The organism is Bacillus sp. FJAT-28004 (assembly GCF_001280845.1).
Taxonomy (GTDB): domain Bacteria; phylum Bacillota; class Bacilli; order Paenibacillales; family Paenibacillaceae; genus Pristimantibacillus.
Genome location: NZ_LGHP01000001.1, coordinates 987622 through 1002600 on the forward strand (window position 1 = coordinate 987622; position 14979 = coordinate 1002600).

Genomic DNA, 14979 nt, shown 5'->3' on the forward strand with positions numbered 1-14979 from the left:
CGATCCTTTGTATTCCTTGTTCCCACAATGGATAATGCTGATTACGAGGAGTTGTGTAAGATTGCTCAAGATACCCGTCAATTCCATGCGCCATGCCTTGTTTTTAAGGCTTGTCATCATGTATCTCGTCGTTATTTTGCCTATTATCCTACTTGGCGTTTATTTATATAATTGGAGCTACACCAACGCGAGCCAGGACATTTCAAGAAACACCTTGGCGCAGCTGTCATCGTATCTTGAGGACATGAACCGCGAGGTGGAATGGTTGGAGGTACAGCAATTCGATATGCTGCAGGAGGGAGAGCTTACGAAGATCGCGGTAACGTGGGATATGATGGACAGCGTCGAGAAGAAGGAGAGCATGGACTACTTGGTTCATAGGCTGACCTCCATTAAAAACAGCAGCGCTTATATGAAGGACATATACGTTCACGTTCCCTCCATCGGGAAAACGCTCTCATTCGGCAATGCCGTTCACGATCTCGAACAAGGAAGGTATGACCAAATCCGTGCCGTGTCGGAACGAAACGGGTCGAAGCGTCTTATCAGGCAAGGCGATTCGCTCCATCTAAGCGCCTCCAAGTTCGGGGGAAGGAAGGGGGAAGAACCGCTTTACATCGTGCAGATCGAGCTCGATACGGCGAAACTGAAGGAATCGTTGAATCAACTGAACGTTTATGCTGAGAGTGGTTCTTTCCTGATCGCCGAAGAGGTGGATTTTACACTGCTTGGCAACGACAAGTCTAGCGTTATTTTGGACAAATATTTGCAAACACCTCATCTTTCTGAAAAAAGTTCCCTGCTATTGAAAGTAAAGGAACAAACGTATCATGTCGATAAAGCCGATTCGCCAGAATTAGGGCTTTCAGTCGTTACGTATTTACCGGAGGAGACGGTTAAGAAGCCGCTTAACAAGTTTAATCTATGGGCTTGGCTGTTCACGGGTACGTCGATTCTTGCGATCGTCGTTTATTCTCTCTCGACATACCGGCTCGTTCATCGACCGTTACTGCTGCTTGTTCAGAGCTTCCGCAGAATGGAAGGCGGCACGCTGGATATTCAGATCGATCACGAGAAGCAGGACGAATTCGGTTATTTGTATGATCGTTTCAATCACATGCTGAACAAATTGCAGGCGCTGATCGATCAGGATTTTAAGCAAAAGCTGATGATGCAAAAGGCGGAGCTGAAGCAGCTGCAGTCCCAGATTAACCCGCATTTCCTTTACAATAGCTTCTTTATCCTTAATTCGCTAGCCAAAACGGGTGATACGGACCGTATCGAGCTGTTCACCAATATGCTTGGCGAATATTTCAGATTCATTACGCGCAACGGGGAGGATAACGTCTTCCTTAAGGAGGAAATCAAACATGCAAGGATGTATACCGAGATCCAGAAGCTTAGATTCTCCAGACGAATAAGCGTACAGTTCGACGATCTGCCGAAGGAGATGGAGCGCATACGCGTACCAAGGCTTATCGTTCAGCCGATTATCGAGAACGCGTATGAGCATAGTCTTGAGAAAATGTCGGAGGAGGGCTTTCTACGCATCTTCTTTGAGCGGAATGAGTCGGAGTCCATGATTGTCGTCGAAGACAACGGAAGCCGGATCGACGACACTGTAATCGATGCTTTGAACGGTCAAATGGCAAACAATGGGGAAGCGCATGAAATGACAGGGATCATCAATATCCACCGTCGCATTATACTGACCTATGGAGAAGGAAACGGCTTGTTTCTGTCCAGAAGCGAGCTAGGTGGCTTACGAGTCGAAATACGCATAAATTCTAAGGAGGCGGATGGGGATGCACCGGTTGTTAATCGTCGATGATGAGGAGATTATAACCGACGGACTTTATGAAGTGTTGAGCAAGCTTATGCCGGATCAATTGGACGTTTGCAAGGCATATTCGGCCAAGGAAGCTCTGGAATGGATGTCGCGAACGCGCATCGATATTGTAATGACCGATATCGCCATGCCGGGTAAGAACGGACTGGAATTGTCTGAAGAAATATTGACGTATTGGCCGAGATGCAAGGTCATTTTTCTTACGGGACACAGCGAATTCGATTTTGCCTACCGGGCATTTCAAATGCCGGATGTCCGTTATTTGCTGAAGACAGAAGGCTATGCTAAAGTGACGGAAGCCGTCCGGGGCGCCTTGCTCGATATTCAGCGAAGCACGGTCGAGAATATGCTGCTGGAGCAATCGCGTGAGCAGAAGTATGCATACGAGTTCATGGCGCAAGGCGATTATATGAGGCAACTGCTGCAAGAGAGCGATTCGCTCTGTTCGGAGCAGAAGGAGGTCATCGTAGAATTCGGCCATTTGAATATCGGACTGGACCCAACGAAAACCGTCATGCTTGTGCTTGCTAGGTTGTCGTACCCGTCCGGCATGACGTATACGGAGAGGAGCAAGCTGCTTGCATCGGCCAGGACAATATGGGATTCCTTGCTGAAGGACCATGTGGAGAGCATCGGCATTGTCGATCGGCATGGCGACCTTATGTGGTTCATACAGCCTGGAAGTGAAAGTGGTGGGAAACCAGCCGTCGACTTTGCCTGTTATATCGAGGGGGTGCTCGAGCTTATCCAAGAAGCCTGCCTCTCTTCTCTCAAGCTGGAAATCACGTTGACAATTAGCGGAGCGAGCTGCGATTGGACGGCCATCACCCAGCAATATGAAAGACTGCGCCGACTGCAGCAGCTCAGGATCGGAACCGGCATTTGCATGATTCTAAGGGATCATGACGAGAATATGGACGGATTTTCGGGGAAAGAAGCATTCGTGCCGAGCCGTAAAGTAGAGATTATGGCTGCACATTTGGAGGCTGGCCGCGCGGAAGAGTTTTATTCCGATTGGGAGCAATTGTCGAGAGTGGCGCTGCTTCACAACGAGCAAGCGCAGCGATCCATCGAAGCTTATTATTCGGTTGCTCTGATGCTCTACTCGTGCTTGAACAAGCTGGGGCTGCAAAGCCGCCTCGACGATCACGGGAAGCTGATGCGACTGGACTGCCATGCCTCGATGAAAGAGGGTTTCGGGTATTTGAAGCAAACAGCGGAAGCGATTTTCCAATACAAGCAGAGCGACGAGCGGGACAGAACCTCGCAAGTCATTGACCGAATTTGCCAGTACATCGACGATCATCTGAGAGAGGACCTTTCTTTGGTACGGCTTGCGGAAATCCACTACTTCAATCCGTCCTATCTGTCGCGTTTCTTCAAGCAGGAACGGGGCATTAATTTATCCGAATACATCGACACCTGCAGAGCAAGAAAAGCGAAAAAGCTGCTGCATGACAGCGATTTGAAGGTAAGAGAGGTTGCCGTGTCAGTCGGGTATGAAGCGGCTCATTCGTTCACGCGCTTCTTCAAGAAGGTGACCGGCATGACGCCCCAAGAGTATCGCGATTCCCTCAGCGTATAGATGAATTCCAATAAACAAGGCGAAAGGATAAGGTTTCTCTTATCCTTTCGCCTTGTTTATTGTTTCTGCGCGCAGCCGGTTGTTGCAGTACTGCAATTTGAGGGGCAAAAACATATGATTCGTCAGGTTGTGGATACGTCTTGAAGACGATAAATTGATGTAACGAGAGGCCGAGCGATGCCGCGGATCGCAATCGTGAGGATCGATGAAAGATGAAGAAAGCAGCGATCATTTCCACGTGTTAGAAAGGGAGACGATCGCCGCTTCTTTATTAAAATATAAGACTTTATATGTTTTACACAATAAAGAAGTCTTATATTTCTCGGAATGAAACGCGCCACGCCGCCAAAGGACGGCGACAGCCGTTTCACCTTGTGAATTTGTTTAATAAATACGGTAGTTGCCGCTTAATGCCAGCAGACTGAAGAAATACAGGCAATTATCGTAATAGCGCCGAGCGCCGGTACGCAAGGGCGTGTCCCAGAACAAGCGGACAAAGTGGGCGGCATCGAGTCCATCCGCTGCGAGAGATGCCATTGCATTCGTGGCGAGAAGGCCGATCGGATGCAGCGCCGGTTCCTCAAATTGTTTGCCTTCGATTGTATAGCGACGATAGTCGGAAACATCGATGTTGCGGAAGAACGCCTGGATGCGATTACTCTGATCGATTTGCCATGGGTCCTTGCGGAACCATTCATAGTCAAGTCCGATATTCGCCGCTACGCGGTAAGCGTCACTGAAGAAATGCCGAAAGTCGCCGTGCCGCTGAGGTACCGCAGGCGTTCCGTCATAGTTCGCGTATTCGGGGGAGAGTCCCGTTACGGGATGGCAGGCGGCATGCAGGTAAGCGCGACTCGCTTCGGCGGCTTCTCTCCAGAACGGCCTGTCCTGTTCGTCGGCATGAATCGCGAACAATTCATAGAAGTGCGGAAGATGATAGGAGGGATCGCTAAACGGCGATTCAGGTATGAATTTAATCAGTTTGGTTGCTGGATCCCACATCGGGTCGCCTTCGCCGTTTTCTCCCTGATGGATGCATGCGCGCAGAATTGTTTTGGCTTGCTCGGAATAATCGAACGGCACAGGCCCGTTACCCCAACGGTTCGAGGCGAAAATTAAGGCCATGGCGAAAAACTCTTCCCCGTCGGGTGCGGGACCTTGCGAGATACGAGAGCCGTCCGGCTTGCAATGCCAAGCGAAGTAATGCTTGTAACGGCCGTCCTTATGCTGCATGAACGTCTTCGCGTAGTTCCATAATCTGTCGAATTCATCCTTTTTGTTCATTTGCACCGCCATCATCATGCCGTAAGACATGCCTTCTGAGCGTACATCCAGATTGCCGGTATCTAGGAGATAACCTTTGTCGTCGCCCAAAGGGTAATAGATGCGCATTTCAGGATCGCCATAGAACAGCTCGTTCCAAGCCTGCTCCAGCTTGCTTTCGATTTCCTGAAAGGAATACCCAAGTTCCTTGAATAGATTTCTGTAGCTGCCTGTATGGAAAGCACCTTGGTTTGAGTCTGACATTGTCACAACCTCCATAGTACATTTTTTTGAATATATCATAACATGGTCGATGCTTAAGGAATTATAGCGTTTACTTTAAAAAATATAGCACTTTCCAATTTTCGAAGAGAGGGTTGCCTCATGCATAGCGTTATTATTGTCGACGACGAACTATTTTTTCGCAAAGACTTTATTGGAATGATAGATTGGGAGGGCAACGGTTATCAAGTGATCGGTGAAGCGGCTAATGGCAAGGACGCGCTTGCAATGATTAGAGACAAAAAACCCGATCTTGTCATCACTGATATCCGAATGCCCGTACTGGACGGTCTTGCCTTAATCCAAGCTGCGGAGGAGGATAAGCTCGATACCGAGTTCGTTATTATAAGCAGGCATACCAATTTCCGTTATGCGCAGCAGGCCGTTCGTTTGGGCGTACTGGATTACGTGCTTAAGCCTATCGACGAAGATGACCTTGTATATGTACTTGTGAAGCTGCACGACAAGCTGGAGAAGAAAAAACAGCTTCAAGCGCGAAAACGCATGCTGAAGAGCCAGAAGCAGATCGAAACATTAATCAGAGGAGAATCGACGGGGGCGGCGAAAGAGGAGAAGATAGTGCTGGAAATGGCAATCGGATCAGAGGCGTTTACATATACGTTAATTGAGCTGAATAACGTTCATCCTTGGAGCGGAAGGAAATTTCCGTTAATGGAGGAACTTCGGGCAGACATTCAGGATGCGGTACGGCAAATCGTCCCAAGAGCGTCAGAGCCGTTTATATACGAGCACGGAAGAACCTATGGGTTGATCGTTCCCTCAATGTATCTTGCTGGCGTTGGAGGAAGCATAAAGACGTTTATGGGACTTTTATTAATGCGGCTCGAAGATCGCTATGGGCTTCCGTATCGCGCCTACGCGGGAACAACGGTCAAGCAATTGGATAAGATCAATGAATCGTATGCAAGCGCCAAGGAAGCAGTAACTAGCAAGTATTACAGAAGCGCCGAGTGTTTCATTGCATATAACGAAGTGAAAGAAACAACATTGGTTTACGGACAATTAGACGACGACCTATGTCGGAAGTTGGTAGAGGCAGTCGAGGAGAACGATTCATATGACATCAAACTGGTCGTTAATCGGATATTTTCTGAATTTCGCGAGAAACGTTTTTCGCCCGAGGCGATTCAAACAGGCATCGTACACTGCGTGCTATTGATTTGTATATCGATTAGAAGCATGGAAGGCGATGAAACCGAGTTGACGTCCTTTGAACCAATCATTAATTGGTATGATTACAATGTCACGTTAGACGAGATCAAACGGCTGCTTAATGCGTTCGTTTTCGAAGCGAGCGATTTGATCAACATGCTATACAGAACCTACGGAAAGGGGAGAATTCAAAAAATTAAAACGTACATCGACCAAAATTATAGCAAAAATATTAGTTTGAAAATAATTGCTGGTCAATTCTATTTGAATCCGGCTTATTTAGGACAGCTCTTCAAAAAAAAATACGGTGTGTACTTTAATGAATACCTGCAGCAGCTGAGAATCAAAGAAGCGAAAAAATTGTTGAGAATTAAAGACTTGCGCATATACGAGGTGGCAGAGCGGGTCGGATTCAACAATTCCGATTATTTCATCACCCAATTCGATAAGCTGGAGCGAATGTCACCTTCCGAATATCGAAATAAATGGAACCTGCAATAGTTTTTTTGACCAAGGGATGATGGTTGGCGGTGCTGCTTGAATTGCTATTTCGCTTTGTGATCGGATTCATCTGCATAACAACTAGAACTTGACGGGTAATGACTGAGACTTTGGCGGGTTGTTCCTTGCCGTGGTTAACCTTACTATGTTCAATAATAGGGAAAGAGGTGAAAGCTTGTTGACAAGCAAGAAGCGCTTTGGACTCATTGCCGCCCTTGCAGTGATCGCCACAGCGATATTCCTTCTCAGCCTATTGCAGGTTAACCGGAATGAATCGGAGCAACGGCCTGCTGTGAAGTTGTCGGCTTATCTGAAGGAAGAGACGGTAGAGCTTAGCAAGAAGAGGGATAGCGCATATGAAGTGGATTTACTCATGGATGATTTCCCGATCGGGGCGGAGGTTGTACAAATTCGCGCCTTGCTTCACATTCCGATTGCATTCGAAGTCGGTTCGATTGTTCTGAACCTCAATAATGTTTCGGCGGCAACAGTCGCCTTTCAGCCTTCCGAGGAAGGGCTGGAGCTTTGGATCGGCAATGACGACGGTTCCAAGGTTTCATTCACGAATCTTGACGGCAGCAAAGCGCTGGCTACGATTACATTAAAACAAAAGCGGGAGTTGATTGTGAAAATGAAAGAAGAATTGAAGGTAAGCAGTCTGGAAATCTTGGAGTCCAATGATAATAACACGGCATATGACGTGTTCCGGGCAACCTCGAAGCTGAGCTATGAGCCGCCTGCCAGCGCGGTCGGGAAGCTTCCGCAGAACGGCAATCCGATCGTATCCCATAAATTCGGCGCAGATCCTTATGCTCTCGTATATAATGACCGCGTTTATATTTACAGTACCTACGACGTACTAGAATACGACGCCGCCGGAGAGGTGAAGGATAACTCTTACGGATCAATCAAACGGCTGTCGATCGTTTCCTCCTCGGACTTAATGAACTGGACGGATCATGGTTTCGTAGTTGCCGCTGGTCCCGAAGGGGAGGCGAAGTGGGCGACGCAATCCTGGGCGCCGGCAGCGGCGCATAAGGTGATTGACGGCAAGGATAAGTTCTTCCTTTACTTCGCGAATAACGCCAGTGGCATTGGCGTGCTGACGAGCGACAGCCCGACGGGACCTTGGATCGATCCGATCGGCAAGCCGTTAATTGCGAGATCGGCGCCGGCCGCAGAAGGCGTGACATGGCTGTTCGATCCGGCCGTGCTGGTCGATGACGATGGCAAGGGTTACATTTACTTCGGCGGGGGTATCCCAGAGGGCAAGGACGAGAAGCCGGATACGGCTCGCGTTATGCAGCTAGGGGACGACATGATCAGCGTCGTCGGCGAAGCCGCTGTCATTCCGGCGCCATTCATGTTCGAGGATGCTGGCATCAATAAAGCAGGCGGCACTTATTATTACACGTACTGCTCGAATTTCTACGGCGGCACTCGTCCAGAAGGAAGCCCGCCTGCAGGAGAAATCGCTTACATGACAAGCGAGCATCCTATGGGTCCGTGGACATACCAAGGCACCATTCTGAAAAATCCCGGCCACTTCTTCGGCGTGGGAGGCAATAATCACCATGCGATGTTCCAATTCCAGGACGAATGGTACATTGCGTATCACGCGCAGACATTGTCAAAGGCGATGGGTGTACCGAAAGGCTATCGATCGACGCATTTGAACAAAGTGAGCTTCGGCGCGGACGGCTCGATTCTAGAAATTGAAGCCGACTTGAAAGGCGTACCGCAGCTCGATAAGCTTAACCCGTTCGTGCGAGTGGAAGCGGGGACGCTTGCTTGGAGCGCAGGCATCGATGCGTTGCCGCATAAGATGGACGATAACGGAACGGCGGTAGAAGAGGTTGCAATCGGAGCTATTCACAACGGCGATTGGACGGCCGTGTCAGGCGTGGACTTCGGCGCCGGCGCCTCTACGTTCTCGGCGTTCATAGCAGGCGGAAGCGAAGCTGCCGTCATAGAGCTTCGTTTGGACAGTCCGGATGGCGCTTTGATAGGTTCGCTTGCCGTTCCACAGGCAGACGGATCGACAGGCTGGACAGAAGTAAATACGGTGGTTGAAGGCGCCGAAGGCATTCACGATCTGTATTTTGTGTTCAAAGGCAAGGCCGATACGGATTTGTTCACATTTCGTGCATGGCAGTTTGCCAAATAATCGAATAGATCATTCTTACTAATTGAGTGCAAATCGTCCAGTCCAACAGCCTGTTATTGATAAATCAAGTACCTTGTTGAGGAAATATATAGCCTCATTCGACTATTTTGCTCGCTTCGCTAACGTTACTTCATTACTCTTAGTGAAATTCATCCATCTTCCTCGAACAGAAAAAGACTTGCAGCCTCTTCGCTGCGAGTCTTTTCTTTGAAATATAGGAAAGTATATTATTTCGCCAAACGGTCTCTCTATTTTCTCGGCATGAATCGCGCAGCACCGCCAAAGGAATGGTGACAGCCGGTTTACCTTGATGTAAAGCAGAGGCTTTTTTGCTAGCGGAGTTCCTGGATCAATCGAAAAGAGGCCTTAGCTTGCGCTTTAGGGTTCAATTGGTTGTTTTTTAATAGTTAATCGAAACCAAAGCTATCGTTTATAGGGTAAACGAACAAGAAATGGACAGGTACTTCTACAGAAATGAAAGCGTTAAAATAAATAGTAATAACGGGGACAAATGAGGAGGTTAGCGGTATTGGCGAAGGTAGAATTGCCGGGAGAAGCAATCGGCGGGATGATTCTGAAGGCGGTTGGCCTTAAGCGTGTATTCGGTAGAGGCAGTGGCGCCGTCACCGCGTTATCGGATGTCCATTTGGATATACCAGCCGGATCGATGGTTGCGCTTAAGGGCAGGTCCGGTTCAGGCAAGACGACTTTGCTGAATATGCTCAGCGCGCTTGACGAGCCGACGGAAGGGCAAGTGTTTTTCCGAGACAGAGAAATTACGCGCATGCCCGGCAAGGAGAGAAGTGCTCTGAGACGCAAAGAAATCGGCCTCGTCTTCCAGTCATTTGGACTTATTCCGCTCATGAATGCATACGAGAACGTGGAATTCGGCCTGCGCGTTGCGGGCACGCCGTTTAAGGGCAATCGGGAGGCGGCGGAACGGGCATTGGAGCAGGTCGGGATGAAGGAAAGAATGAAGCACCGGCCGGCCGAGCTCTCAGGAGGGGAGCAGCAGCGCGTGGCGATCGCAAGGGCAATCGCCCACGAGCCCGTGCTGCTCATCGCGGACGAGCCGACGGCGGAGCTCGATAGCCGAATGGGCTTTCAAGTGATGAGAGTATTCCGGGAGCTCGTTAATCGTTCCGGTATGACGGTCGTTCTGACCACGCATGACCCGGGCATTATGGAGCTTGTCGATCATGTCATTTCATTGGAGGATGGAAGAATTGTATCGCAAACGAACATCGAATAAGGGAAGCGGACTGCTGCTTTCAGGCATGCGCCGATCGGCAGTGGCGTTGGCAGCGATGCTTGCGCTGTCCGGATGCGGCCTTCTCCCTGCAGAGCAGTCTGCTTTGCAGCCGCCGCTTGTTCAGCCGGCGCAGGAGCAATTGGATATCGTAGAAGCAAGCCGCGGATCGATTCAGACGTATCTTAAAGGTACGGCCCATTTCGTTTCCTCGAGCGCGGAGAACTTGTCATTCAAGGAATCGGGAGGCCGGCTCAAAGCAATCAAGGTGAGCGTCGGCCAGGAAGTTAACGCTGGCGATCTGCTCGTGGAGCAGGAAACGGGTGATCTTGAGCTTCAGGTTAGCCTTCAACAGCTTAACGTGGAACGAGCGCAGCTGCTGTTCAAGCAAGCGTACCTTGACGACGCGTCGACCACCGACTTGCGGTTGCGCGAAATCGATCTCGAACGCGAGAGAATATCACTTCAGTCGATGGAGACGCGTCTTGCAAAATCACGTCTATATGCGACCCTATCGGGAACGGTGACGTTCGTGGAGACGTTGAATGCGGGCGACTTTGTGAACGCCTACCAGGCTATCGTATCGATCGCGGATACGTCCCGCATTCAGCTTACGTATGTTGCCGCAGATATGAAGGAGGTACAGCCGGTCGAAGCAGGCATGCCGGTCAATTTGAAATACAAGGGAAAGGCGTACACGGGCAAAGTGCTGCAATCTCCTTCCACTGTGCCTATGGGAACGGACGGATCCAAAGTAGAGCGCAATGCCGTAACGATCTACATGAGCATGGACAAGGCCCCGGCAGGCATCCAAATCGGCGATAGCGCCGAGTTGACGATCGAGCTTCAGAAGCGCGAGAATGTCATCATCCTGCCTCGATCGGCCATTCGTTCTTACATGGGTCGCTATTACGTGCAGGTGGCGGAAGGCGAACGACGCAAGGAGGTTGACGTAGAGGTGGGGCTGATAACGCCGACGGAAGCCGAAATCATAAAGGGACTCGAGGAAGGCCAGAAGGTCATCTTGAACAACTAACTAACAATGAAGACCGGATACAGCAACGTTTCCGGCGCAGGGATGGGGTGTGCTTATGGCCTTATGGACGATGATCCTCCGAAAGATGGCAAACAACAAGTGGCTGCAGTTGAACCTTTGGATCGGCCTTACCGTGTGCGTGGCTTTGTTCAGCTCCATGCCGCTTTACTCCGAAGCCATCTTGCAGCGGACGCTGCAGAAGGAGCTTCAATCGGTGCAGCTTCTGGAAGGTGTGTATCCGGGATATATTCGCATCGGAACGACAGTATCCTCGTCGTCCGTGGACGAGAAGACGGTAGAGGCCATCAAGCGGGCTGACCGATTCGTGCAAACGATACCGGGAAGGGCGGGACTAGAAGCTTTATCCGCTTATCAACAACGCTTCACGCAGCGCATGAAGGTGTACGGAGCTGATGCTACGGACCAGGAGAAGCAGTCGCAAAAGGCGGCGGGCAGCATTAAGTCGCTATCCGATCTTGAGAAGCGCGTTCGCCTGATTGACGGCGTGATGCCAGCCGTACGCACGGACGGCATTTACGAGGCTCTCGTTACGCAGAAGTTCCTTATCGCAACGAAGCGTGATCTCGGGGACGAATTGATCGCGGAAGCGCCGGACAAGATGAAGTTCCGCGTTATAGCGGTCGGGATCATGGAGACGGATCCGTCTGCCGATCCTTATTTGCCTTACCTCGCTTCACAGGACAGCGACGGCTTTATTATTCCTTTCGATCAATTCGAGAGCGATTTTTTAATTGGAGGCAAGACGAAGCTCGCGAGCCTCGATTGGCGCTTGGCGCTTGATTACGAGCAGTTAACGATAGATTCGATTGATGCATTCGTACAAGCCGACAAGGACATCAGGCGATATTTCCGCGGCCGCATCGGCGTCGACGAGGTCAACATCCCTGCCATATCGACAGTGGATGCCTATCAAGGCAAGCAAGAGAAGCTTGATGTTATGATGCTGTCTCTTTATTCACCGGTCATGCTGATGCTCGCCTTCTATCTCTATATGGCCGCCAATCTCATTATTGAACGGCAGAAGACGGAGATTTCCGTCCTGCGCAGCAGAGGGGCAAGTCGTCTGCAGATTATGACGGCCTATACGTTCGAAAGCCTGTTTCTTGGCGGTAGCGCACTTGCGGTTGGTCCTTTTCTCGGCATTCTGTTCACTAAAGTATTAGGCGCCTCGAACGGTTTTCTAGAGTTCGTCGATCGTTCGGCGCTCGAGGTCAGTCTGACCAGCAGCGCTTACTTGATGTCGGGGGCAGCGGTAGCTGCCGCATTGGTTTTGACTCTCATACCGGCTATCATGGCGACCAGAGTCAGCATCGTCAGTCATAAGCAACAGAATGCCCGCCATAACAAGCTGACATTCTGGCATAAGACCGGCCTTGACTTTATCCTTGTCGGCGTTGCTATGTATCTGCTCTATAATTTCAACAAACGGCAGGAGGACTTACAGCGGTTAGGGCTTGATTCGGATTCTTTCCAGCTCGATCCGATGCTGTTTCTGATGCCTTCGCTTTTCGCGCTCGGGGGCGGCTTGCTGCTGCTGCGGGTCTATCCGTGGTTCATACGTCTGATCTATTGGGCTGGCCGCAGATGGTGGTCGCCAGCGCTGTACAACACGCTAATACAGATTAGTCGATCGTCCGGTCAATATCAGACGATCAAGCTGTTCCTGATCATGACCGTTGCGACGGGACTCTTTAGCGCGAATGCGGCCCGAACCATTAACGACAACATGGAGAGCAAGATTCAGTACGCCATCGGAGCCGATATGTCGATTATAACCCGCTGGGAAAGCGATGCGCGTCCCTCGGCCTATATGTCGTCGGCTCCTCAAACGCTGACCGAGTCGATCTCGTCCAGCTCGAACCGGGTTCAATACATCGAGCCGCCGTTCCAGCCGTTCGAAGAGCTGGAAGGCATTGAAGCGAGCGCTAAGGTGTTCAAGAAAGAGAATGCGCGCTTCGTCACGCCTGCCAGCGGGGCAAGCGGAGCGACGACGCTCTTTGGCATCGACACGATGAACTTCGGCCAGACGACATGGATGAAGGATGGGCTGCTTGACTATCCCATTAACGGCTACCTGAATCTCCTCGCGCCTAATACGAAGGCGGTTCTTATTTCTCGTTCAATCGCGGTGAAGGCAAAGGCAAAGCCAGGCGATACCATTAGCTTGTCCTGGGATGGGCTCGAGCAGGCGCAATTCGTAGTCTATGGCATTATCGACTACTGGCCAAGCTGGAATCCTCTTCCTACGGGCAGCAAGGATAATGAAAAAGTGGCTCAGCCCAACTTGATCGTAGGTCATCTCGGCACAATTCAGAAGAGACTTGCTGTTGAGCCATACGAAGTATGGCTGAAACTGAAGGACGGCGTTACAAGCCAATCCGTCTATGACCAGCTGGCGGAGAAGAAGCTGCGAATCATCCAGCTTCAGGACGCCACGCAAGAGCTGATTGAATCGAAAAACGATCCGTTCAGACTCGCAATCAATGGAGTTATGACGCTTGGTTTCGTTATCTCCATGCTCATCAGCTTCTTCGGCTTCCTACTGTTCTGGGTGCTCAAGTTGTCGGGCAGAACGCTTCAATACGGCGTGCTTGGGGCGATGGGTATTCGGTTCGGGCAAATTATCGGCATGCTCGTCAGCGAGCAATTGCTGACTTCGGGAGCGGCGGTTGTTCTGGGCGTTTTCATCGGTAATTCGATAAGCGAGCTATTCGTACCGCTCTTCGAGATGTCCTTCGCAACGAAGGATCAAGTGCCGCCCTTTGAAATGATTCAACAGCTCAGTGATTATCTGCAGTTGTACAGCATCATCGGCATTACGCTGACTCTGGGTTTGCTTATTCTCGGTTATCGCTTGTCGAGAATCCGGATTGCGCAAGCACTTAAGCTTGGGGAGGAGTAAACGATGATTAGAAGCGAAGGACTCGTCAAAATTTATAAAATGGCGGATCTTGAGGTGTTCGCCCTGCAAGGTCTTGATCTGCAGGTCGAGGACAGCGAGTTGATGGCGATTATTGGCAATTCAGGCAGCGGCAAGTCGACGCTCTTGAATATGCTGGGAGGCCTTGACAAGCCGTCGGCCGGCAAACTGTATGTAGACGGTAAAGACTTGCTGAAGTTTGGCGAGAAGGAGCTGGTAGCTTATAAGCGCGATACAGTCGGTTTCGTATGGCAGAACAATGCGCGTAATCTTATTCCTTATTTAACGGCGCTGGCTAATGTGGAGCTTCCGATGCTGCTTCGCGGCAAGCGCCGGCGGGCACGGGCTATGGAGCTGCTGGAGGCGGTGGGGCTTGGCCACCGGATGAAGAACAGGCTGAATGAGCTGTCTGGCGGTGAGCAGCAGCGGGTGGCGATCGCGATCGCGCTTGCCAACGATCCGAAGCTGCTGCTCGCCGACGAGCCGACAGGATCCCTCGATACGAACACATCGAATCAAGTACTCGATTTGTTCCGAACGCTTAATCGATCGATCGGAATTACGATCGTAATTGTAACGCATGATCCGGAACTGGCCCGCAAGGTGGACCGGGTCGTCCAGATTCGGGATGGCAAAACGTCGGCGGAGATGATCCGCAAAGTCTCGTATGCTGATGAGCTGGCTATGTTGGATGCCGAAAGCTCCATGCTGGAGGCGGAGAGCCACACGGAATATGCGGTGCTGGATAAAGCGGGTCGCCTGCAAATTCCTTCCGGTTTCCTGGACACGGAAGGATTTAAAGAAAGCAATAAGGTGCGGGTGGAGATGGAGGATGGCCGCATCGTCCTCTATCCGCGTTAGGAAAGCACGGAAAGTTAACGAAGTAAACGGAGCAGCAATCTCAAAGAGGATGACGTGATTGGGGAACCTCCC

At 50.6% G+C, this 14979-nt stretch carries 9 protein-coding genes; 8 read left to right on the forward strand and 1 reads right to left on the reverse strand.

Features of this window, described 5'->3' with window-relative positions:
• Positions 1-61: 61 nt before the first annotated feature.
• Both AC787_RS04050 and AC787_RS04055 read left to right on the forward strand, forming a co-directional pair.
• On the forward strand, positions 62-1831 hold the full coding sequence (locus AC787_RS04050) for a sensor histidine kinase (RefSeq protein WP_414730930.1): 1770 nt from the start codon (positions 62-64) through the stop codon (positions 1829-1831).
• Positions 1806-3434, forward strand: a complete 1629-nt coding sequence (locus AC787_RS04055; protein ID WP_054023614.1) for a helix-turn-helix domain-containing protein — start codon at positions 1806-1808, stop codon at positions 3432-3434. The genes AC787_RS04050 and AC787_RS04055 overlap by 26 nt, the downstream gene beginning before the upstream one ends.
• A gap of 384 nt (positions 3435-3818) precedes the next feature.
• Here the strand turns inward: AC787_RS04055 and AC787_RS04060 are convergent, their stop codons facing one another.
• Entirely contained in the window at positions 3819-4961 is a 1143-nt protein-coding gene (locus AC787_RS04060) for a glycosyl hydrolase family 8 (RefSeq protein ID WP_200930694.1), read from the reverse strand.
• Positions 4962-5081: 120 nt separating this feature from the next.
• Between AC787_RS04060 and AC787_RS04065 the strand changes: the two genes are divergently transcribed.
• From AC787_RS04065 to AC787_RS04090, 6 genes are all read left to right on the forward strand, one after another.
• Complete coding sequence (locus AC787_RS04065) at positions 5082-6653, forward strand: response regulator transcription factor (protein WP_054023616.1); 1572 nt, start codon at positions 5082-5084, stop codon at positions 6651-6653.
• Positions 6654-6828: 175 nt separating this feature from the next.
• Positions 6829-8820: a glycoside hydrolase family 43 protein gene (locus tag AC787_RS04070; RefSeq protein WP_235560895.1), complete on the forward strand. Its 1992-nt coding sequence runs from the start codon at positions 6829-6831 to the stop codon at positions 8818-8820.
• A 568-nt stretch (positions 8821-9388) separates the two neighbouring features.
• A complete protein-coding gene (locus AC787_RS04075; protein ID WP_054026893.1) occupies positions 9389-10072 on the forward strand; it encodes an ABC transporter ATP-binding protein in 684 nt (227 codons plus the stop codon).
• Positions 10047-11105, forward strand: a complete 1059-nt coding sequence (locus AC787_RS04080; protein WP_082360621.1) for an efflux RND transporter periplasmic adaptor subunit — start codon at positions 10047-10049, stop codon at positions 11103-11105. Before AC787_RS04075 ends, AC787_RS04080 begins: the two co-directional genes overlap by 26 nt.
• A gap of 55 nt (positions 11106-11160) precedes the next feature.
• Positions 11161-14028, forward strand: coding sequence for an ABC transporter permease (locus AC787_RS04085; protein WP_054023617.1), 2868 nt, complete (start codon positions 11161-11163; stop codon positions 14026-14028).
• A 3-nt stretch (positions 14029-14031) separates the two neighbouring features.
• A complete protein-coding gene (locus tag AC787_RS04090) occupies positions 14032-14907 on the forward strand; it encodes an ABC transporter ATP-binding protein (protein WP_054023618.1) in 876 nt (291 codons plus the stop codon).
• Positions 14908-14979 lie beyond the last annotated feature (72 nt).

What these genes read in the sequence shown, in the direction of transcription:
- AC787_RS04065 (WP_054023616.1), top strand. Translation starts at nt 5,082, where the DNA reads ATGCATAGCGTTATTATTGTCGACGACGAACTATTTTTTCGCAAAGAC.
- AC787_RS04085 (WP_054023617.1), top strand. Translation starts at nt 11,161, where the DNA reads ATGGCCTTATGGACGATGATCCTCCGAAAGATGGCAAACAACAAGTGG.
- AC787_RS04055 (WP_054023614.1), top strand. Translation starts at nt 1,806, where the DNA reads ATGCACCGGTTGTTAATCGTCGATGATGAGGAGATTATAACCGACGGA.
- AC787_RS04075 (WP_054026893.1), top strand. Translation starts at nt 9,389, where the DNA reads ATGATTCTGAAGGCGGTTGGCCTTAAGCGTGTATTCGGTAGAGGCAGT.
- AC787_RS04090 (WP_054023618.1), top strand. Translation starts at nt 14,032, where the DNA reads ATGATTAGAAGCGAAGGACTCGTCAAAATTTATAAAATGGCGGATCTT.
- AC787_RS04060 (WP_200930694.1), bottom strand. Translation starts at nt 4,961, where the DNA reads ATGTCAGACTCAAACCAAGGTGCTTTCCATACAGGCAGCTACAGAAAT.